The sequence below is a fragment of the Streptomyces sp. NPDC059582 genome, assembly GCF_042735715.1.
In the GTDB taxonomy this organism is placed as follows: Bacteria; Actinomycetota; Actinomycetes; order Streptomycetales; family Streptomycetaceae; genus Streptomyces.
Genome location: NZ_JBHWCC010000019.1, coordinates 11,572 through 32,642 on the forward strand (window position 1 = coordinate 11,572; position 21,071 = coordinate 32,642).

General features: G+C 72.4%; 18 protein-coding genes. 7 read left to right on the forward strand and 11 right to left on the reverse strand.

Going from position 1 to position 21,071, the window contains the following annotated elements; all coding sequences use genetic code 11:
• Positions 1–6 precede the first annotated feature (6 nt).
• The gene (locus ACFV0T_RS18095) at positions 7–2,793 is read right to left on the reverse strand and encodes a penicillin acylase family protein (RefSeq protein ID WP_385779626.1); all 2,787 of its coding nucleotides are present in this window, start codon (positions 2,791–2,793) and stop codon (positions 7–9) included.
• A gap of 220 nt (positions 2,794–3,013) precedes the next feature.
• On the opposite strand from ACFV0T_RS18095, the gene ACFV0T_RS18100 reads away from it, so the two are divergent.
• From ACFV0T_RS18100 to ACFV0T_RS18110, 3 genes are all read left to right on the forward strand, one after another.
• Positions 3,014–3,619: a hypothetical protein gene (locus tag ACFV0T_RS18100; protein WP_385779628.1), complete on the forward strand. Its 606-nt coding sequence runs from the start codon at positions 3,014–3,016 to the stop codon at positions 3,617–3,619.
• A 68-nt stretch (positions 3,620–3,687) separates the two neighbouring features.
• Positions 3,688–4,407 (forward strand): 3-keto-5-aminohexanoate cleavage protein, encoded by a 720-nt coding sequence (locus ACFV0T_RS18105; protein ID WP_385779630.1) that lies wholly within the window; start codon positions 3,688–3,690, stop codon positions 4,405–4,407.
• A 94-nt stretch (positions 4,408–4,501) separates the two neighbouring features.
• Positions 4,502–5,569 carry an RNA ligase (ATP) gene (locus ACFV0T_RS18110; protein ID WP_385779632.1) on the forward strand — a complete coding sequence of 356 codons (1,068 nt, stop codon included), beginning with the start codon at positions 4,502–4,504 and terminating at the stop codon, positions 5,567–5,569.
• Positions 5,570–5,587: 18 nt separating this feature from the next.
• On the opposite strand, the gene soxR is transcribed toward ACFV0T_RS18110, so the two are convergent.
• Positions 5,588–6,082 carry a redox-sensitive transcriptional activator SoxR gene (gene soxR, locus ACFV0T_RS18115; protein ID WP_385779634.1) on the reverse strand — a complete coding sequence of 165 codons (495 nt, stop codon included), beginning with the start codon at positions 6,080–6,082 and terminating at the stop codon, positions 5,588–5,590.
• Positions 6,083–6,196: 114 nt separating this feature from the next.
• Between soxR and ACFV0T_RS18120 the strand changes: the two genes are divergently transcribed.
• Positions 6,197–6,658 carry a MaoC family dehydratase gene (locus ACFV0T_RS18120; RefSeq protein ID WP_385779636.1) on the forward strand — a complete coding sequence of 154 codons (462 nt, stop codon included), beginning with the start codon at positions 6,197–6,199 and terminating at the stop codon, positions 6,656–6,658.
• Between the two features lie 12 nt (positions 6,659–6,670).
• Here ACFV0T_RS18120 and ACFV0T_RS18125 read toward each other — a convergent pair whose 3' ends face one another.
• From ACFV0T_RS18125 to ACFV0T_RS18135, 3 genes are all read right to left on the reverse strand, one after another.
• The gene (locus ACFV0T_RS18125) at positions 6,671–7,294 is read right to left on the reverse strand and encodes a TetR/AcrR family transcriptional regulator (RefSeq protein WP_385779638.1); all 624 of its coding nucleotides are present in this window, start codon (positions 7,292–7,294) and stop codon (positions 6,671–6,673) included.
• 72 nt (positions 7,295–7,366) lie between these two features.
• Entirely contained in the window at positions 7,367–7,609 is a 243-nt protein-coding gene (locus ACFV0T_RS18130; protein WP_385779640.1) for a YiaA/YiaB family inner membrane protein, read from the reverse strand.
• Between the two features lie 70 nt (positions 7,610–7,679).
• Entirely contained in the window at positions 7,680–8,831 is a 1,152-nt protein-coding gene (locus tag ACFV0T_RS18135) for an acyl-CoA dehydrogenase family protein (protein ID WP_385779642.1), read from the reverse strand.
• A 112-nt stretch (positions 8,832–8,943) separates the two neighbouring features.
• Here ACFV0T_RS18135 and ACFV0T_RS18140 point away from each other — a divergent pair, with 112 nt between their 5' ends.
• The 3 genes from ACFV0T_RS18140 to ACFV0T_RS18150 all read left to right on the forward strand — a co-directional run bounded on the left by ACFV0T_RS18140 (position 8,944) and on the right by ACFV0T_RS18150 (position 11,519).
• Positions 8,944–9,585, forward strand: a complete 642-nt coding sequence (locus tag ACFV0T_RS18140; protein WP_385779644.1) for a TetR/AcrR family transcriptional regulator — start codon at positions 8,944–8,946, stop codon at positions 9,583–9,585.
• 35 nt (positions 9,586–9,620) lie between these two features.
• Positions 9,621–10,343, forward strand: coding sequence for an ArsR/SmtB family transcription factor (locus ACFV0T_RS18145; RefSeq protein ID WP_385779645.1), 723 nt, complete (start codon positions 9,621–9,623; stop codon positions 10,341–10,343).
• Between the two features lie 237 nt (positions 10,344–10,580).
• Positions 10,581–11,519 carry a DMT family transporter gene (locus ACFV0T_RS18150; RefSeq protein ID WP_385779647.1) on the forward strand — a complete coding sequence of 313 codons (939 nt, stop codon included), beginning with the start codon at positions 10,581–10,583 and terminating at the stop codon, positions 11,517–11,519.
• A 4-nt stretch (positions 11,520–11,523) separates the two neighbouring features.
• On the opposite strand, the gene ACFV0T_RS18155 is transcribed toward ACFV0T_RS18150, so the two are convergent.
• The 6 genes from ACFV0T_RS18155 to ACFV0T_RS18180 form a co-directional block, all read right to left on the reverse strand.
• Entirely contained in the window at positions 11,524–12,606 is a 1,083-nt protein-coding gene (locus tag ACFV0T_RS18155; protein ID WP_385779649.1) for a Zn-dependent alcohol dehydrogenase, read from the reverse strand.
• 14 nt (positions 12,607–12,620) lie between these two features.
• Positions 12,621–14,009 carry an aldehyde dehydrogenase family protein gene (locus tag ACFV0T_RS18160; protein WP_385779651.1) on the reverse strand — a complete coding sequence of 463 codons (1,389 nt, stop codon included), beginning with the start codon at positions 14,007–14,009 and terminating at the stop codon, positions 12,621–12,623.
• Positions 14,010–14,116: 107 nt separating this feature from the next.
• Positions 14,117–15,454 carry an ABC transporter ATP-binding protein gene (locus tag ACFV0T_RS18165; protein WP_385779653.1) on the reverse strand — a complete coding sequence of 446 codons (1,338 nt, stop codon included), beginning with the start codon at positions 15,452–15,454 and terminating at the stop codon, positions 14,117–14,119.
• 461 nt (positions 15,455–15,915) lie between these two features.
• On the reverse strand, positions 15,916–17,145 hold the full coding sequence (locus tag ACFV0T_RS18170; RefSeq protein WP_385779865.1) for an MFS transporter: 1,230 nt from the start codon (positions 17,143–17,145) through the stop codon (positions 15,916–15,918).
• 73 nt (positions 17,146–17,218) lie between these two features.
• Entirely contained in the window at positions 17,219–18,628 is a 1,410-nt protein-coding gene (locus tag ACFV0T_RS18175) for a CitMHS family transporter (RefSeq protein WP_385779655.1), read from the reverse strand.
• A 125-nt stretch (positions 18,629–18,753) separates the two neighbouring features.
• Entirely contained in the window at positions 18,754–20,994 is a 2,241-nt protein-coding gene (locus ACFV0T_RS18180; protein WP_385779657.1) for a molybdopterin oxidoreductase family protein, read from the reverse strand.
• Positions 20,995–21,071: the final 77 nt, after the last annotated feature.

Genomic DNA, 21,071 nt, shown 5'->3' on the forward strand with positions numbered 1-21,071 from the left:
CGGGGGTCAGCGATGCGAGGTGAACTCCACGACCTGCTGGTAGGTGGGCCGGTTCTGCCAGCTGATGTTGCCGTGCTTGATGCCGCCGAGGGTGCGCTGGACGATCGAGTCGGCGCACCACTGGTTGCCCGCGGCGCACAGGGCGTCGCCGGGGTAGACCTGGGCGGCGGTCAGACCGGCCGCCTGCTTCAGGGTGCTGATGAGAAGGTCCCGGCAGGCGCTGAGGCTGCCGCCGCCGCAGTACTTCTGCCCGAGCGGCCCCGCCACGGGGTCGCCGAGCACGGCGCGGACGTCCTTGTCGACATAGCTCCACCAGCCGTACTGGAAGGAGCTGCCCGCGTGCGCGCCGGTCGGGCCGTGGGCGGCCGAGGGGGTCTCGTCGACAGGCAGGTTGGCGGTGAAGGCGGTGTACAGGGCGGTGCCGAGGCCGGGTTCGAACTCGGCCTTCACCAGCAGCGGCCACCAGGCGTCCAGGATGCGGATCGCGTCGGCGTCGGCGTACGTCTTGGAGCCCGCCGAGGTCTCCGTGCGCCGGGCGCCGGCCGTGAGCCAGGTCCGGAGCCTGCCGACGGCCGCCGCGGCCGTGGTGTCGGTCACCGGCGAGCTGTTGACGACCCGCAGCAGGTCCGGCAGCACGTCCTCGGCCCGCAGGTCCGCGAGCGCCGCGTCCGCCATCGCCTTGACCAGGGCCGTCCTGGTCACCCCGCCGGCCGTGACGAGTTTGCGCACCCGGTCGTCGAGGAGGTTGCCGCGGTGCACCGAGCCGTCGCCCCAGGAGGCGGTCGTGTAGTCCTTGGCCTGCTTGTTGTTCCAGGAGATGTAGTAGTCCTGGTCGACGGAGTTGGGGTGGGCGGACGCCGGGGTGTAGTCGGCGGTGTTGGTCGCCGGGTCCCAGTCGCGCCACTCGTAGGCCTGCTGCGCCCACACCGGGAACTCGGCGTCGACTCCGCTCGCGCGCACCGGGTTGTCGCCGCTGTTGTAGTACGCGGTGTGCGCCGAGTCGGCGTAGAACCAGTTGAAGGTGAAGTTGATGTGCTGCGTCGCGGTCTGGAAGGTCGCCGGGCCCGTGACGTAGTCGGGGTCGTTGAGCATCTGGAAGCCGATGATCGAGTCGGCCTCGTGCAGGTAGGAGGAGCGCAGGGTGGTGTAGGCGACCTTCTTGCCGCCGACGGTCGCCCGGTACTCCACGGGGCCGTACTTGGTGCGGTAGACCCGCATCGTGTAGGACCCGGCCGCGGTGCCGTCGGCCGTCGTCGGCTTCCAGGCGTTCTTCTGCTCGATCTTCTCCATCGCCGTGCAGGCGCCGTGGTACAGGTAGTGGTAGTCGTCCTGGCACAGTTCGACGGCGTAGGTGTCGATGATGTCCTGGCCGGAGGTCGTGGCGCTCCACGCGTAGTCCTGGCCGCGGCCCAGTTCGACGTACATGCTCAAGCCCGCGAAGGAGGCGCCGCGGGCGCTGATGCCCGGACCCTGGATCTCCTGGAGCATGAGCAGCTGCGGGGCGAAGTAGCCGGTCTGCGGGCCGAAGACGGCGATCGGGTGGCCGCTCGCGGTGGACCTCCCGCTCACCACGAGGGCGTTGGACATGCCGCGCCTGGCGGAACTGAGCGCGGTGTCCGCCGCGGTGCCGGCGGCGCTCGTCGCCTTCGCGGTGGCCGCGCTGCCCGTACGGTCGTACACCAGCGGTTCCTGGGCCACCGAACCGGCGTCGGGCAGGGCCTCGCCCTGCGGGTCGTCGGGCTTGACGGCGTAGGGGAAGCTCTCGCCGTTGTGGAGGGTGAGGGCGGCCTCGGCGTCGTTGCGCTCGCGGAAGGACTCCCACACCTTGGTGCCGTCCACCACGCCGTACTTGGCCTGGGCGGCGAGCAGCGACACGGCGTTGTCGACCTCGCCGCCACCGCCGGAGCCGAACAGCGAGCCGATCACCGAGGCCAGGGCCACCAGGTCGGTGATCTTGAAGTGGTCGATGGTGCCGGCGTTGGTGATGGAGTCCTTGTGACCGGTGAGGACGTACTCGCCGGGGAAGTAGCGGCCGCTGTCGGAGGCGTCGATGTAGGAGTTGACGCCGGCGAGGTAGGCGTTGGCGTCGGCGAGCGCCTGCTGGCCACGGGCGCCGTTGCCCGCGACGGCGTTGTCGATCTGCGCCTGGAGGTCGGCCTCGGTGTACGGCGCGTTGCGGTAGAACTCCTGCTCGAGGCCCTGGTTGGAGGGCGCGCCGCCCGCGAACGTGGTCAGCTGGCCGCGCCCGACGTGCCGGAAGACGTCCATGAGCCACAGCCGGTCCTCGGCCGCGGCATAGCCCGCGCCGAACTCCGTGCCGTATCGGGTGGTGCCGGTGATGTGCGGCACACCGGTCTTCTTGTCGCGCACGATCTTCACATCGCTGCGGCCCGCCGGGCTCTCGGTGGAGGCGACCTGATCGGACGCGACGCCGAACGAAGCGTCGTTGAAGAACGTATTGATCTTGTCAGTGGTGAGCGTGGAGTAGCCGGTGGCCAGGTTGGCGTAGGGGCCGAGCTGGTCCTCGGCGTGGGAGGGCTGGGTGCCGAAGGCCTGGTTGAGGATGATCTGCGCGAGGGTCGCGTTGCCGTTCTCGCCCGGCGGCAGGATGTCGGAACACTGTCCGCCGCAGTGGTCGTTGGCCGCCGTGGCCTCGGCGGCGACCGCCGCTTGGGAGAGCGGCGACAAAAGACCGGCGATCAGGACGCATATGGAAGCCGTCTTCAGGAACCCGGGATATCTGCCGGGAGTTCTCAGTCTGACGAGAGGTGTTCGTGGGGTGCGCCGAGGCATGTCAGCTCCTACCGACGGGGGTGGGCCGGACGTTACCGCCGGTATCCCCGGGATTGAAGATGAACATGCGTCAGTTTTCGGAGTCGTGGCTCCGGCTTATGGGGGCGATCGGAAATCGGATGGAGCCGAATCGGGTGTCGATACGTCTACTCGGCGACGTCCGTTCGACGACGCCGAAGTGACCGAAGTACAGCTGCAGGTGTGACGGAGGTGCAAGGCGATGGCCGGTTTCCGGAGTCTGGCGAGACAGGTGCGAGATCCGCGCTGCGATCTGGCGCTGCGGCGCTACTCGTTGCGCAAGTGCCTTGAGCGGTTCGCTCCTTACGGGCACAGGGCGACCTGGGACCATCTGTGCTCCCGGTCAGGGTTCGGCCCCGAGGACCGCTCTCCCGACCCGGCGCGGCTCGTGGCCGCGTTGGAGGAGTTGGAGGAGGCCCGGGCGGTATGGCTCGACTACGAGATCGAGTTCGCCGAACGCCGCAAGAAGGAGAAGCACGACGGGCTGCGAAGGCCCGGCAGCGTGGACGACTGGCACCGGCTGACCTGGGGGGGCTTCGGTGTCGCCTGGTGCGACAACCCCGGGGTGCACCCGCGGGCTCCGCTCGGTGAGGTGCTGCGCAGCCTCATCGAGGCGCTGGAGCGCGAACCGGGCGCGTCCTGCCCGGTGTGCGACGGGGAGCGCCTGTTCTGGAAGTACGACCTGGACCACGAACCCTCGTCGGGTCCGGTCTGCGCGGACTGCGGAATACTGGTACCGCGGCCCGTCCTCACGCCCGAGGCCCTGGCGTACGCCAGGCGGGGGCGACGGATGCTGATGTCGGCCTGAGAGCACGCCGGGGGTGCGCCGGGGATGCCGCACCCCCCCTGATCACCGCCGGATGGCACCATCGGGGCATGGTGCAGGTCTGTCTCAACGGGCGCCGAGGCGCCGCCGACGGCTCGATGATCCCGCTCTCGCCGCAGGCGTTGGCCGAGTCCGCGGCCGAGGCGTTCGCGGCCGGGGCCACCGACGTCCACGTCCACCCCAAGACCCCCTGCGGTCAGGACAGTCTGTCGCCCCGGGTGGTGGCGGCGACGCTCATCGCGATCCGGGCCCGGGTGCCGGTGCCGGTCGGTGTGACCACGGGCGCCTGGGCGGAACCCGATCCGGCGGCCCGCCTGCGACAGGTCCTCGACTGGACGGTGCTGCCCGACCACGCCTCGGTCAACTGGCATGAACCGGGCGCCGAGGAGCTGGCCGCGGCCCTGCTCCGGCTCGGGGTGGGGGTGGAGGCCGGGATCTGGTCCGGCACGGACGGCGCGGCCCGGTTCGCCCGCTCCCCGCTCGGTCCGAGGGCGCTGCGTGTGCTGGCGGAGGTGACGGACCCCGACCCGGCGACGGCCGAGGAGTCGGCGCGGGCTCTGCTGGCCGGCCTCGGCGGGGCACACGGCCGGCCCGTGCTGCTGCACGGCGAGGACGGCGGCGCGTGGCCGGTGCTGCGCCTGGCCGCACGGCTCGGCCTCGCGACCCGGATCGGCCTGGAGGACACCCTTCTCCTGCCGGACGGCCGACGGGCCGTCTCCAACGGGCAGTTGGTTGCGGAGGGGCTGCGCCGGGACGAGCCGGGACCGTAGCAGGGGGAAAATCACTGGCTCCACCCGTTTCGGGTCCGGACAGTGGGTGGCGATGAGACCCGTCTGAGGTACCGGAAACACCCAGGGAGCCGCCATGTCGACGCTGCGCGTCACCGCCGAAGTGCTGACCGTCCACGAACATCCGAACGCCGACGCCCTCGAACTGGCGCAGGTGGGCCTGTACCGGGCCGTCGTCGCCAAGGGCGCGTACCGCACCGGCGAGGCCGCGGTGTACATCCCCGAGCAGTCCGTGCTCCCGGAAGCGCTGATCGAGGAGTTGGGGCTGACCGGCCGGCTCGCGGGGGGCAACGCCGACCGGGTCAGGGCGGTCCGGCTGCGCGGTGAGCTGTCGCAGGGCATCGTGTGCCGGCCCACGGCGCTCGCGGACGTCGACCTGGCGCGGGCCGCGGCCGACGGCACCGACTTCGCGCAGCGGCTGGGCATCGTCAAGTGGGTGCCGCCGATCCCGCCCACGATGAGCGGCGAGGTCGAGTCCGCCCCCGATCTGCTGCCCTGGGTCGACATCGAGAACATCCAGCGCTACCCGGACGTCTTCGCGCCGGGCGAGCCGGTCGTGCTGACGGAGAAGCTGCACGGGTCGGCCTGTCTGCTGACCTACCACGCCGAGGAGGGCCGCGCGTACGTCTCCTCCAAGGGCTTCGGCGCCAAGTCCCTGGCTCTGAAGGAGGACCCGCGCAACCTGTACTGGCGGGCCGTGCGCGGACACGGTGTCGCCGAGGCCGCGGCCCGGATCGCCGAACGGCTGGGCGCGCGCCGGGTGGGCGTCTTCGGCGAGGTGTACGGGGCGGGCGTGCAGGACCTGGCGTACGGCGCGAACGGCCGCGGCGACACGCTGGGCTACGCGGTGTTCGACGTGTCCGCGGAGATGGACGGCGTGGTGCGGTGGCTGGACGCGGCGGACCTGCTCGACGGGGAACTGCCTCTGGTTCCGCGGCTGTTCGAGGGGCCGTACGACATCGAGCGGGTTCTGGAGGTGGCGAGCGGGCGGGAGACCGTCTCGGGGCGCGAGCTGCATCTGCGGGAGGGTGTGGTGATCCGGCCGGTCACCGAGCGGCACAGCCCCGTGACCGGTGGACGGGCGATCGCCAAGGCGGTGAGCCCGGCGTACCTGACCCGCAAGGGAGGCACGGAGTACGAGTGAGGGGGTGCGGGGGCGGGTTCAGCGGCAGGCGTCCGGCCGCCGAACCCCCTCCGGGGAGGGCCGTTCCACCATCAGGCGCGAGCCCGCCCGCCGTTCACCGAACACGTCGTCCGGGTTGGACAGGACGCAGGACTCCAGGGAGAGACAGCCGCAGCCGATGCAGTCGGTGAGGTGGTCGCGCAGCCGGTTGAGCTGCTTGATCCGCTCGTCCAGTTCGGAGCGCCAGGTCTCGGAGAGGCGCGCCCAGTCCTCGCGGGTGGGTGTGCGTTCCTCCGGGAGTTCGGCGAGCGCCTCGCGGATCGTGGCCAGCGGGATGCCGACCCGCTGGGCGGCCCGGACGAAGGCGACCCGGCGCAGCGCGTCCCGGGCGTAGCGGCGCTGGTTGCCCGCGGTACGGCGGCTGCTGATCAGACCCTTGGACTCGTAGAAGTGCAGAGCGGAGACGGCGGCGCCGCTGCGGGCGGCGAGCTGGCCGACCGTGAGTTCATGGATCTTCTCGGGAATCTGGGGCACCTCTCGAAGCCTACCCATCCCGGCACCGTGGCGGTCCGTTGACAGGGGCCTCCGACCCGACCATGCTAAGCAGTTGCTTAGACATAAGCGCGAACAGACGCGAGAGGCCGGGACATGGCAGAGCCGAGGATCTTCACGTCAGCCGACGAGCTGAAGGCGGCGGTGGGCGAGCAGTTGGGGTACACCGACTGGGTGGAGGTCGACCAGAAGCGGATCGACCTCTTCGCCGAGGCCACCGGTGACCACCAGTGGATCCACGTCGACCCCGAGCGGGCGGCCGCGGGCCCCTTCGGCACCACCATCGCGCACGGGTACATGACCCTGTCCCTGCTGCCGCTGTTCGGACCGCAGCTGATCTCGGTCGAGCGCGTGAAGATGGGCCTCAACTACGGGACCAACAAGGTCCGCTTCCCCTCCCCCGTGCCGGTCGGCTCGCGGCTGCGCGCCACCGCGGTCATCACCGGCGTCGACGACGTGCCCGGCGGCGTCCAGGTCTCCATCGCCTTCACCGTGGAGCGCGAGGGCGGCGAGAAGCCGGCCTGCGTGGCCGAGTCGGTGTCCCGGTACTACCTCTGAGCCGACGGGCGGCTACTTCGCCCCCACCATCCGCAGGACGAGGTCGGCATAGAGGGCGCCGACCTCGTCGGGAGTGCGGGGGCCGTCGACGTTGAACCAGCGGGCGACGTCGATGCAGAGGGAGAGCACCGCGAGGGTGGTGCCCCGCACGTCCGGCACGTCGAACTCGCCCGTGGCCACGCCCTCTTCGATGATCCCGCGCACCTGGGCGTCGACCAGGCGGCGCAGGGCGAGGATCTCGGCACGGGCGTCGGGGCCGAGCGAGTCCAGTTCGTACTGCACGACCCGCGCGGTGGTGCGCCCTCCGGCGTGCCAGCGCACGAAGGAGCTCACCGCGTCGGCCAGCCGCTCCGTGGCGCTGCCCTCGCCACGGGCCGCCGTGCGCAGGATCTCCAGCGCCTTGTCGTGGCCGATCCGGCTGATGCGGTGGAGGAGCTCCTCCTTGGTCTTGTAGTGGATGTAGAGCGCGGCCGGGCTCATCCCCGCGCGGCCCGCGATGTCGCGGGTCGTCGTCGCGTGGTAGCCGCGCTCGGCGAAGGCCTCCACGGCGGCCACCAGCAGCCGCCGGGCCGCGTCAGGCGTGACCTCGCCCCACGCCTCGGCCTCGCCGCCGGTCGTGTCCTCCGCCGTACTCATCGCTGGTTCGCCCCTCTCGGTACCGGAGGTACACCATACCGCCGAAGGTGAGCAACCGCTTAGCGTAGCCGCTCAGCGCTTTTCGAAGGGGCCGTACATGGTGACGGCCGCGTCCTGCCGGTCCCTGATCACCTTGGCCAGCGTGAAGGCCGAGGTGACGAGATACAGGACGGCGATGGCCAGGAAGGCCCGTACCCAGGCGTCGGCGTTCAGTTTGAAGATGCCGATCGCGGTGGCCGCCATGGCGACGGCGAAGGACGCGACGGCCTGACCGTAGAAGGCGGCCGTGTTCTGCTTGACGGGTGTGTCGCTCATGGGACGAGCATCGGCGGACATGGCCCGTGCCACATCCGCCGACGTACTCAGGAACCCGCGGGAGCGATACTCAGAACGCCGAGACCCCCGTCAGCGACCGGCCGATGACCAGCTTCTGGATCTGGCTGGTGCCCTCGTAGAGGGTCATCACGCGGGCGTCGCGCAGCAGCTTGCCTGCCGGGTACTCGTCGATGTAGCCGTAGCCGCCGAAGACCTGGAGGGCGTTGTTCGCGGCGCGCACGGCCGCCTCGGAGGCGAACAGCTTGGCCTTGGAGGACTCGGTGGCGAAGGGCAGACCGCGGTCGACCAGGTCGGCGACCCGCCAGGTCAGCAGCCGGGCCGCGTCCACGTCCACGGCGATGTCGCTGATCAGCTCCTGGACGAGCTGGTGGTGGGCGATGGTCTTGCCGAACTGCTCACGCTCGCCGGCGTGGCGCAGCGCCACGTCCAGCGCCGCCTGGGCGATGCCGACACAGCCCGCGGCGACCGACATCCGGCCCTTGGCGAGCGCGGACATGGCGACCGAGAAGCCCTTGCCCTCGGGCGCGAGCATCGCGGAGGCGGGCACACGGACGTCCTCCAGCACCAGTTCGGCGGTGGCCTGGCCGCGCAGGCCGAGCTTGCCGTGGATGGTGCGCCGGGTCAGCCCGGGGGTGTCGGTCGGCACCAGGAAGGCGGAGACGCCGCGGTGGCCCGGGGCGTCGGTGGAGCGGGCGAAGAGGAGCACGACGTCGGCCCAGGTGCCGTTCGTGATGAACATCTTGGTGCCGTTGAGGACGTAGTCGTCGCCGTCACGGACCGCGCGCGTGGTGAGGTTGCCCGCGTCGGAGCCGGTGCCGGGCTCGGTGAGGCCGAAGCAGCCGACGTACTCGCCGGAGGTGAGGCCGGGCAGCCAGCGGCGCTTCTGCTCCTCGCCGCCCCAGGCCGCGATCGACTTGGCGACCAGCCCGAGCGAGACCGAGACGATGCCGCGCACCGAGGAGTCACCGCGGCCGAGCTCCTCGGTCACCAGGCAGTACGCGAGGTGGTCGCCGCCGGAGCCGCCGTACTCCTCGTCGATGGTCAGGCCCAGGAAGCCGACCTCGCCGAGCTTCTTCACGATGCCCCGGTCGACCTCCTCGGCCCGGTCCCAGGCGATGACGTGGGGGGCGATCTCACGCTCCACGAAGTCCCGGGCGAGCCGCCGGACGGCGGTCTGCTCCTCGCTGAGCCCCAGGTTCATGCCGAGTCACCCCACATCACACGGAACGGATACGTCTCACAGGACAGACCTTGAAAGCCGTACATTTAAATTAGCACTGCTAGTTTCTGAATGCAGCCCTACTATGTGCGCCATGGCCCGACCGCGCAAGCCCCTCCTCAGCACCGACCGGATCGTCGGGGCGGCACGCACGCTGGTGGACGCGGAGGGCCTGGCGGCCGTCTCCACCCGCCGGCTCGCCGCCGAGCTGGGGGTGAGCGGGCCCTCGCTGTACAACCACTTCCGCACGAAGGACGAGATCCTGGAGGCGGTCGCCGACTCGGTGAGCGCCCAGGTCGACCTGTCGATGTTCGAGGACGGCCGGAACTGGCGGACGGCGCTGCACGACTGGGCCGTCTCCTACCGGGCCGCCCTGCGCGCACACCCCAACATCGTCCCGGTGCTCGCCCACGGCCCCGGCCGCCGCCCGGCCGGCCTGCGGCTCGCGGACGCGGTCTACGGCGCGATGGTCGCGGCGGGCTGGCCGCCCGCGACGGCCACCTCGATCGGAGCGCTGATGCGGTACTTCGTCATGGGCTCCGCGCTCGGCTCGTTCGCCGGCGGGTTCGTGGACGACGAGAGCGCCTACGACCCCGCCGACTACCCCCACCTCGGGCAGGCCCACCTCCTCGCCGAGCAGCAGGAGAAGATCGACGAGCGGGCGTTCGAGACCGGTCTGACGGCGCTGCTGGACGGACTGGCGCAGCAGTACGCGCAGGTCCGGCAGGGCGCGTAGCGACACTTCGGTGGGCGCCGAAGTGTCCGTGTCCCATGCTGGGACGCATGACCACCAGGGACCCCCGGGCCGCGCGGCTGGCCCGGCTCACCGCGCTGATCGCCGACGAGACCCGGGCCGCCTGTCTGCTGGCACTGCTCGACGGGCGGGCCTGGACCGCCGGTGAGCTGGCCCGGCACGCGGGCGTCGCCGCGTCCACCCTGAGCGAGCACCTGAGCAGGCTCGTCGCGGGCGGGCTGCTCGCCGAGGAACGGCAGGGCAGGCACCGGTACGTGCGGCTGGCCGACCCGCGGGTGGCGCAGCTGCTGGAGGACCTGGCGGCCCAGGTCGCCCCGGAGGACACCGGGCGCCCGCGGAACCTGCGGGAGGCGAGCGCCGGATCGGCGCTGGCCCGCGGGCGCACCTGCTACGACCATCTCGCCGGCCGCCTGGGCATCGCGGTCACCGACGCGCTGACCGCGCGCGGACTGCTGCGCCAGGACACCGGGTTCGCGCTCACCGACGCGGGGATGCGGTGGTTCGACGCCGTGGGCATCGGCCTCCCCCCGCGCGGCCGGCGGCCGCTGGCCCGCGGCTGCCTCGACTGGACCGAGCGCCGCCCTCATCTCGCGGGTGTCGCGGGCGCGGCCCTGTGCCGGCACGCCCTGGACGCGGGCTGGTGCGTACGGATCGGCTCCGAGCGGGCCGTGAAGGTGACGGCGGCGGGCGAGCGCGCCCTGTCCGAACTGCTCGGCATCGAGGCGGCGGCACTGCGCTGAGCATCTCGACACCCTGGCGGGGGCGCCGCGCGACACCTCGACACACAGGCAGGGGCACCGCACTGACCCCCCCGGCGGCCGGCGGGGCGGCCCAGCACCTCGACACACAGGCAGGGACACCGCGCCGGGCACCTCGGTGTCGAGGCGGCGGCGCCGCGTCGAGCAGCGACGACAGCGGCGGCACCCGGTCCGAAATCCGCCAGCGGCACCCACCCTTCTCTTCCTACTCTCGGGAGCATGATGAACACCTCGCCGTCCCGTCGTACGGGGCTGCTCGCGGCCGGTGCGACCGTCGTCACCGTCGTGCTGTGGGCCTCCGCCTTCGTCTCGATCCGCAGCGCGGGCGCCGCGTACTCGCCCGGCGCGCTGGCGCTGGGCCGGCTGCTGGCCGGCACGGTGGCCCTCGGGGTGATCTGGGCGGTGCGGCGGGAGGGACGGCCGCCGCGGGCGGCCTGGCGCGGGATCGCGGTGTCCGGGGTGCTGTGGTTCGGCTTCTACATGGTGGTGCTCAACTGGGGCGAGCAGCAGGTCGACGCCGGTACGGCGGCCCTGGTGGTGAACATCGGGCCGCTCCTGATCGCGCTGCTCGGCGCCCGGCTGCTCGGCGACGCGATGCCGCCGCGGCTGCTGGCCGGGATGGCGGTGTCGTTCGCGGGCGCGGTGACCGTGGGGCTGTCGATGTCGGGCGAGGGCGGTTCCTCGCCGCTCGGGGTGGCGCTCTGTCTGCTGGCCGCGGTCGCGTACGCCGGCGGGGTGGTGGCGCAGAAGCCGGCCCTCGGCCGGGCGAGCGCGCTCCAGGTGACGACGTTCGGGTGTCTGGTCGGTGCCGTGCTCTGTCTGCCGTTCGCCGGGCAGCTGGTGCGGCAGGCGGCCGAGGCACCGCTGTCCGCCACGCTGAACATGGTCTACCTGGGCCTGTTCCCGACCGCGCTCGCCTTCACCACCTGGGCGTACGCCCTGGCCCGTACGACGGCCGGCCGCATGGGCGCGACGACGTACGCGGTCCCGGCGCTGGTCGTCCTGATGTCCTGGCTGGCGCTGGGCGAGGTGCCGGGGGCGTTCACGCTGGCCGGCGGGGCGCTGTGTCTGGCGGGGGTCGCGGTCTCGCGGTCGCGGGCGCGGAGACCGGCCGTACCCGCTCCGGCCGCCGCGCCGCGGCCGGAGCAGGTCTCCTGAAGGCTCAGAACACCACCAGCGCCCGTCCGCCCTTCCCCGCGAGCATGTTCTCGAAGGCGGCCGGGATGCCGTCGAGGGCGATCCGTTCCGTCACCAGGGCACCCAGGTCCAGGCGGCCCGCCCGTACGTGGTCGGCCAGGACCGGCAGGTCCCGCGCCGGGACCGAGTCGCCGTAGACGCACCCGGAGAGGGTGCGGCCCCAGTGGAAGAGTTCCAGGGCGTTGAAGGTGACCTGCTGGTCCTTGCCGCCGATGCCGACGACCGTGGTGCGGCCGCCGCGGCGGGTGGACTCCCAGGCCGTGCGGATGGTGGCCGCGCGGCCCACGCACTCGACGGCGACGTCCACGCCCTGCTTGCCGGTGAGTGCGCGGATGTCACGGGCGGTGGTGTCGGAGGCGACGACGTAGTCGGTGGCGCCCGCCGTGCGCGCCAGTTCCTCCTTCGCCGGGGAGACGTCGACGGCCACGATCCGTGAAGCACCGGCGATTCGCGCCGCCTGGAGGGCGGCGAGTCCCACTCCCCCGGCGCCGAACACCGCCACCGTCTCGCCCTGCCGGACCCGCGCCGAACGGTGGACGGCTCCGTATCCGGTGAGGACCGCGCAGCCGAGGAGGGCCGCGTCGGTGAGCGGGATGCCCGGCGGGGCCGGCAGGACGCAGGCCGCGGGCACCACCGTCTCCTCGGCGAACGCGGCGACGTTGAGGCCGGGGTGGAGGTCGGTGCCGTCCACGGTCCGGGCGTACACGTCGGCGGCGCCGTTGAGGGCGTTGGCGCACAGCCAGACCTCACCGAGCGAGCAGGCGTGGCAGTTACCGCAGGAGGGTGCCCAGTTGAGAACGACCTCGTCGCCGGCCGCGAGGCCGGACACCCCTTCACCGACGGCCAGGACCGTGCCCGCGCCCTCGTGACCGAGGACCGCGGGCACCGGTACCCGCATGGTGCCGTCGGACAGGGACAGGTCGGAGTGGCAGACCCCGGCGGCGGCGAGCCGGATGCGGACCCGGCCGGGGCCGGGCTCCGGCAGGTCGATCTCGGTGATCTCCAGGGCGGAGCCGATGGCGGGCAGGACGGCGGCACGGACAGCCATGATGGACGACTCCCCTAGAACTGGAGGGACTTGGTCTGGAGGTACTCGGACAGGCCGTGCGCGCCGAGTTCACGGCCCACGCCCGACTGCTTGTAACCGCCGAAGGGAGCCAGCGGGTTGAACCGGCCGCCGTTGATGTCGACCTGGCCGGTCTCCATCCGGCGGGCGAAGGCCGCCGCCTCCGCCGGGTCCCCGGCCCAGACGGCGCCCGCGAGGCCGTACACCGTGCCGTTGGCGATCCGCAGCGCCTCCTCCTCGTCCTCGTAGCGCAGGATCGAAAGGACCGGGCCGAAGATCTCCTCCTGGGCGATCGTCATGTCGGGGGTGACGTCGGCGAAGACCGTGGGGGCCACGAAGTAGCCCTGAGCACGCGGGGATTCGGTGCCGCCGGCGACGAGACGCGCGCCCTCCGACACACCCTTGTCGATGTAACTGAGCACCCGGGCCCGCTGCTTGGCGTTGACCAGCGGGCCGATGCGGTCGCCGTACTTCGCGGCGGCCTTCGCGGCGAGCGCCACCGCCTCCTCGTAGCGCGCGGCGGGCACCAGCATGCGGGTCCAGGCGCTGCACGTCTGGCCGGAGTTGGACATCACGTTGGCGACGCCGACGTTCACGGCCTTCGCGAGGTCGGCGCTCGGCAGGATGACGTTGGCGGACTTGCCGCCGAGCTCCAGGGCGACCTTCTTGACGGCGGCACCGGCCGTGGCGCCGATCTGCCGGCCGACGGCCGTGGAGCCGGTGAAGGACACGAGGTCGACGCCCGGGTGCTCGGCGAGGGCCCGCCCGGCCACCGGGCCGAGGCCGGTGACGAGGTTGAAGACCCCCGGGGGCATCCCGGCCTCGTGCACCGCCTCGGCGAACAGCTGGGCGGTCAGCGGGGTGTCCTCGGCGGGCTTCAGGACGACCGTGCAGCCCGCCGCGAGCGCCGGGGCGACCTTGGCGACGATCTGGTGCAGGGGGTAGTTCCAGGGCGTGATAGCGCCGACCACGCCGATCGGCTCCTGGTGGACGACGGAGTTGCCCACCTTCTCCTCGAAGGGGTGGGTCGCCGCGAGTTCGGCGTACGAGCCCGCGACCGCGACGGGCAGGCCCGCGTGGACGGCCTGCGAGAACTCCAGGGGTGCGCCGAGTTCCGCGGTGACCGTCGCGGCGATCTCGTCCTTGCGGGCGGCGAGGACGTCCCGCAGCGCGGTCAGGCGCGCGGCCCGCTCGGCGGGGGCGGTCGCGGCCCAGGCCGCGAGGGCGGCACGGGCGGCCCGCACGGCGGTGTCGACGTCCAGGGCGGTGCCCGCCGGTACCTGGGCGATGACCTGCTCGTCGGCCGGATTCACGACCTCGATCACGTCCTGGCCGGCGGCGGGGCGCCAGGCGCCGTCGATGTACATGCCGTCGTGTGCCTTCATCGTGCTTCCTCCCGGGCGGGACCGCGACGCTGCGTCTTCCGGCTCACAAACTAGCGGTGTTAGTTTTTGTGCGCCAGACACTCCTCAGCCTAGAAGTCCCGGCCGCCTCACTCCTCCAGGTCGGGCAACCGGTCCGGTGCGGGGCAGATGCGGTCACCGTGTTGGTCGAACACGAACAGATGGGCCAGGTCGACGAGGAGGGGGACCTGCATGCCGTGCCGGAGGTCGAAGTCCGGGGTGGTGCGCACGACGAGGTCGCCCGGGAGGCGGCCCTCGGGCGGAACCGGTGCGGATTCGGCGTGCGCCGCGTCGTCCAGGACGACCACCGGCCCGGCGCGCAGGGATCCCGCCCGGCCCCGCAGCCGGTCCAGGACGGTGCCCTCGCGGCGCCTGCGGCGGGCCGGCCGGGGGGCGGGGCGCGGGGCCTCCAGGTCCGGTACGACGGCCGGCCGCGAGCCGGTGTTGAAGTGGACCAGCACCTCGTGCCCCTGGAACTCCACGTGCTCCACCAGGCCGGTGAGCACCACCTCGCCGGGCCGGGCGTCGGCCCGGGCGGCGATGCGGACCGCCTCCGAGCGCAGTCCGACGATCACCTCGCGGCCCTGCTGCACCCGCAGCAACTGGTGGTCCAGGGAGAGGGGTTCGGGCAGCCGGAGGTACTGCTTGCCCAGACCAATGGTCATCGCTCCGTCGAGCGGGGCGCGGATCAGGCCGCGCAGCAGGTTGATGCGCGGGGTGCCGATGAAGGCGGCCACGAAGACGTTGCGGGGCAGCGCGTAGACCGAGCGCGGGGTGCCGAGCTGCTGGAGCACCCCGCCGCGCAGCACGGCGACCCGGTCGCCGAGCGACATGGCCTCGGCCTGGTCGTGGGTGACGTAGACCGTGGTGACGCCCAACTCCCGGGTGAGTTCGGAGATCTCGGCCCGTAGGTGGTTGCGGAGCTTGGCGTCGAGGTTGGACAGCGGTTCGTCCATCAGGAACGCGGACGGGTGCCGGGCGATGGCCCGGCCCATGGCGACGCGCTGGCGTTCGCCGCCGGAGAGCTGGCTGGGGAAGCGGTCGAGGAGGTCCTCGATGCCGAGCATGCGGGCGGTGGCGTCCACGCGCGGGCGCGGGTCCGCGCCGGGTGTCTCGATGCGCAGCGGGAAGCCGATGTTGTCCCGGCTGGTCATGCTCGGGTAGAGGGCGAAGTTCTGGAAGACCATGGCGATGTCCCGCTCGGACGGCGGCAGGTCGTTGCCGTACTCGCCGTCGAGAAGCAGCACACCCTCGTCGATGTCCTCCAGTCCGGCGATCATCCTGAGCACCGTGGACTTGCCGCAGCCGGAGGGTCCGAGCAGGACCAGGAACTCGCCGGGCGTGATGTCCAGCGAGAGCCGGTCCACCACGCGGACGCCTCGTGCGTAGGTCTTGCTCACGTCGTGCAGGGAGATGGCGCGTGTCATGGAAGTGTCCCCGGGGGCTCACTAGGGCGCTGGTGCTCCGCGGTCGATTGTCCCGTGCGGGTCGTACGGGGCTGTGAGTCACGGAAGTTAACGGACCGTGCGCGGCCTGGGGAAGACACCGAACGGGATCGGAGGGGTCCGGTCCAGTGGGTGAGAAAGCGGACGATCAGGTTCAGGGTGGCCGTGAGACGGCGTCAGATGCCGCCGACGGGCGCTCTCGCGGCTCCGGCCCGCGCCGAACCGCCACGCCGGCCCGGCCACCGGCCCGCATCGCGCCCGATCGCCCCCGGTCACCAGCCTCCGCCGCCCCCGGTCACCGGCCCACGCCCCCTCGAGCACCAGCCCGCGCCGACCACGGACACCGCCCCACGCGGCTCCCCGGTCAGCGCACCACTCACCGACCGGCGTCCACCTCGCTCGACGCACTCACCGACCCGCGTCCACCCCGCTCGACGCCCGGCTCACCGACCCGCTCGGCTTCCCGCCCGGCTCCCCGCCGGGCGCCCCGCGTGCGTCCCCCGCGTGCCCTGGTCCGGTGAGCGCAGTGCGACTCCCGAGGACAGCAGCAACAGCGCCCCGAGCAGTACGAACGGCGCGGCCACGCCCGCCACTCCCGCGATCAGGCCCGCCGCGGCGGGCGCGGCGACCTGGCCGAGGCGGTTGCCGGTCAGCCGCAGGGCGAGGGCGGTGGAGCGGGCACCGTCCGGGGCCGCCTGGACGACCGTCGTCATGGACAGCGGCTGGCCCACGCCGAGGCAGAAGCCGAGGACGACGAGCATCACGCCCAGCGCCCATACCGGCACCGGCAGCGCGATCGCGGCGCACAGCACCGCCGCCAGCAGACAGGTCACGGTGAGCAGCGGGGCACGGCCGAGCAGCCGCAGCAACGGAGTCAGCACCAGGCGGCAGGCGATGGTGGCGGCCGCGCGCAGGCTCAGCAGCACGCCGACGACGGACGGCGCGATACCCCGGTGCTCGCCCACCACCGGGAGGTACGCGGTCAAAATGTCGGTCGCGGAGAGCACGGAGAGGCTGACGAAGATGCCGGCGGGGACACCGCGGGCCCGCAGGATGCGGCCGACGGGGACGCGCTCGCCCCGCCCGGTACCGGAGGTGGCGGCACCGCGGTCCTCGATGCGCCACAGCGACGTGACCGCGACCGCCGCCCCCGCGCCCGCCACGACGAGTGCCAGCGCGCTGCTGCCCGCCCGGTCGGGGCCGCCGATCAGGAGACCCGCCGCGACCGGACCGATGAGCTGGCCGAGGGAGGCGCCTATGGTGAAGTGACCGAAGTTGCGGTCCTGTTCGTGCGGGGCGGACCGGCGGGCGACGAGCGACTGGGCGCCGATCACGAAGCACAGGTGGCCGAGGCCCATCACCCCGCTCCACAGAGCCATCGCCGGCAGGGAACCGGCGAGGCCGCTCAGGACGCAGCCGCCGGATATGAGGACGACCCCGACCGGCAGCAGCGGCGCGCAGCGGCCGTGGTCGGTGCGCCGGCCGAGCGGTACGGCGGCGAAGAGCGGGAGCAGGGCGTAGACGCCCGCGATGACACCGACCGCCCGCTCGTCCGCGCCCAGCGCGAGGGCCCGGTACGAGACGGCGGGCCGGGCCATCGACACCGCCCCCTGCGCGAAGCCGAAGGCGATGACGAGCCGGAGCAGCCAGCCGCGGTTCCCACCGGGCCCCATGAGCGTGTCCTCCACGGAGGGTCGAACGGTACGGAGGGTCAGAGGGTTCGGAGGGTTCGGAGGATTCAGAGGGTCAGATGATCCCGAACAGGATTCCTGCGCCGAGTACCACCAGCGAGGTGAGCGCGGCCCACTTCACCACGAACCGGGTGTGGTCGCCGAACTCGACCTTGGCCATGCCGACCAGGACGTAGACGGCGGGCACCAGCGGGCTGGACATGTGCAGCGGCTGGCCGACGATCGAGGCGCGGGCGATGTCCAGGGTGGAGACGCCGTGGGCCTGGCCGGCCTCGGCGAGCACCGGGAGGATGCCGAAGTAGAAGCCGTCATTCGACATGAAGTACGTCAGCGGGATGCTCAGGACGCCGGTGACGAGGGCCATGTGCGGGCCCATCCCGGCGGGGATGTTGCCGACCAGCCAGCCGGCCATGTGGTCCACCATGCCGGTGCCCTGGAGCACGCCGGTGAAGACGGCGGCGGCGAAGACCATGCCGGAGACGTTGAGGACGTTCTCGGCGTGGGCGCCGAGGCGGGCCTTCTGGTCGGGCATGTGCGGGAAGTTGACGGTGAGCGCGAGCGCGGCGCCGAGCAGGAACAGCACCGGGATCGGCAGCCACTCCATGATCATGGCGGTGAGGAGGGTGACCGTGAGCAGCGCGTTGAACCAGTACAGCCTGGGGCGCAGGGTGGGCCGGTCCGGGTCGAGGCCCTGGAAGCCGTCGTCGGAACGGTCGCCGGGCAGGTCCGCGGCCGCGCCGGAGCCCGCGCCGCCGGTGCGTACGGCGGTCTTGCCGTCTGCGGAGCCGCGAGCCCCCACGAGCGCCGTCTCCGTCTCGCGCTCCTCCACCAGCACCTCGTTCAGCGTCAGCACGCCGAGCCGCTTGCGCTCGCGGCGGCCGAGGACGTAGGAGAGGGCGAGGACGGCCAGCAGGCCGACGGCGAGCGCCGGGATCATCGGGACGAAGATGTCGCTGGCGTCCACCTTCAGCGCGGTGGCGGCGCGGGCGGTCGGGCCGCCCCACGGCAGGGTGTTCATCACGCCGTTGGCCATGGCGGCGACGCCGGTCATCACGACCAGGCTCATCTTCAGGCGCTTGTAGAGCGGGTACATCGCCGAGACCGTGATCATGAAGGTGGTCGAGCCGTCGCCGTCGAGCGAGACGATCGCGGCGAGGACCGCGGTGCCGACGACGATGCGCAGCGGGTCGGCCTTGCAGAACCTCAGGATGCCCCGGACGATCGGGTCGAAGAGGCCGACGTCGATCATCACGCCGAAGTAGACGATCGCGAACATCAGCATCGCCGCGGTGGGGGCGAGGCTGGTGACGCCGTCGATGACGTAGTCGCCGAGCTGGGCGCCCTTGCCGACGAAGACACAGAAGAGTGCCGGGATCAGCACGAGCGCCGCGATCGGCGACATCTTCTTCAGCATGATCAGGACCAGGAAGGTCGCGATCATGGCGAAGCCGAGGATGGTCAGCATGAATGGAATACCTAACGTTCGCCCTTGAACATCCCACCGGTGGGCCGGCGGTGCGTCGACGTTAGGTCGCGCCGATCTGCGTTAACAAGATGTTGACGCGCGAGCAATAAGCGCAAAACTCCAGGTCACGAGCTTCCCGTGAGGGCGGTGACGGCCACGGGCACTCCGTTGAGGACCGCGTTGCCCGACAGCGGGTCGAGCAGGCTGCCGTCGAGGAGCTGGTTGACGTTGACGCCCGGATCGGCGGCGGCGTGGCTCAGGCGGGTGCCGGGGCGGTCGTGGCCCCAGCCGTGCGGCAGGCTCACCACGCCCGGCCGGACGCCGTCCGTGACCTCGGCCGGGGCGACGACTTCTCCCCCGGCCCCCTTCAGCCGCACGTCCGCTCCGTCACGCACCCCCAGCCGTTCCGCGTCCTCGGGATGGATGTGCAGGGTGCAGCGGTTGGTGCCGCCGGTGAGCGCGGGCACGTTGTGCATCCAGCTGTTGTTGGAGCGCAGATGCCGACGGCCGACCAGGACGAGCCCGTCGGGGCGCTCCCGCAGCGCCTGCCGGAGCCGCGGCAGGTCGGCGGCGATCGGCGGCGGCAGCAGTTCGACCCGGCCGCTCGCGGTCTTCAGCGGCTGCGGCAGCCGGGGGCGCAGCGGGCCGAGGTCGATGCCGTGCGGGTGGGCGAGCAGCCTGTCCAGGCTCAGCCCGTCGGGTCGTACGCCGAAGCCGTCGCCGTAGGGGCCGAGCCGCAGCATCATGTCCAGCCGCCGCTCGGGGCCGTTGACGCCGTGCAGCTGCGCGGCGAGTTCGCGCGGGTCGCGGCCGTGCACGGGCGAGTGCTCCTCGCGGACCGCCTTGCCGAGGGTCTGGTCGATCACCATCGCGTCGACGGCGGACGGGTCGGCGCCGTGCAGGCCGGTCGCCGCGAGGGTCAGCCGGGCCAGGATCTCGGTCTCGGCCATCCGGCCGGGTTCGAGGGGGACGGCGGGGCGGGTGTAGCGGACCTGGTTGCGTACGGCGAGTGTGTTGAAGGCGAAGTCGTGGTGCGGGCTCTGCGCGGGCGGGGGCGGGGGCAGCACGACGTCGGCGTGGCGCGAGGTCTCGTTGAGGTAGGGGTCGACGCTGACCATGAAGTCCAGCGAGTCCAGCGCCTTGTCGAGCCGGGCGCCGTCGGGTGCGGACAGCACCGGGTTGGCGGCGACGGCGACGAGGGCGCGGATCGGTACGCCCTCCGGGGTGGCGGTGTCGATCTCCTCGGCGAGCGCGGACAGCGGCAGCTCCCCCTTCGCCTCGGGGTGTCGGCTGACCCGGGAGTGCCAGCGGCCGAGCGCGAAGCCGTGCCCGGGTCCGGCCGGGCGGGGCGTGCGGTCGGTGGCGGCCTGCGGGAAGAGGGCACCGCCGGGGCGGTCGAGGTTGCCGGTGAGGATGTTGAGGACGTCGACGAGCCAGCTGGCGAGGGTGCCGTGCGGGACCGTGCAGCTGCCGATGCGGCCGTACACGGCGGCGGTCGGGGCGGCGGCGAGCTCGCGGGCCAGGGCACGGATCACGGGTGCCTCGACGTCACAGGGACCTGCGACCGCCTCGGGCGTGAAGTCGCCTATGGAATACCGGAGTTCAGCCACTCCCTGGACGTGGGGCGCGAGGTCCCCGAGGTCGACGAGGTCCTCCTCGAACAGGGTGTGCGCCAGCGCCGCGAGCAGCAGGGCGTCGGTGCCGGGCCGGATCGCGAGGTGCCGGTCGGCGAGCTTGGCGGTGCGGGTGCGGCGCGGGTCGACGACCGTGAGGGTGCCGCCGCGGGCCTTGAGGGCCTTGAGCCTGCCGGGGAAGTCCGGGGCGGTGCAAAGACTCCCGTTGGACTCCATCGGGTTGGCGCCCAGGAGCAGCAGGTGGTCGGTGCGGTCCAGGTCGGGTACGGGGATGGCGTTGGCGTCGCCGTACAGCAGCCCGCTGGAGACGTGCTTGGGCATCTGGTCGACCGTGGAGGCGGTGAACAGGCTGCGGGTCCCCAGGCCGGCGATCAGGACCTGCGGGTAGAGGGCGCCGGCCATGGTGTGCACGTTGGGGTTGCCGAGGACGACACCGACGGCGTTCGGCCCGTACCGCTCGACCACGGGCCGGATTCCGGCGGCGACCGCGTCGAACGCCTCCTCCCAGCCGGCCTCGCGCAACTCCCCGTCCCGGCGCACCAGGGGGGTGCGCAGCCGGTCCGGGTCGCCGTCGACCGCGCCGAAGGCGGCGCCCTTGGGGCAGACGAACCCGCGGCTGAACACGTCCTCACGGTCGCCTCGGGCCCCGGTCACCCGGGTTCCGTCGATGGTCAGGGTCAGGCCGCAGGTGGCCTCGCACAGGGGACAGATACGCAGGGCGGTGCGGGACACGGGTCCTCCCGAAAGGGTGGCGGCAACAGCGACGCACACGTACGTGGCGAGCATACCGACCGGTATGAACGACGGGG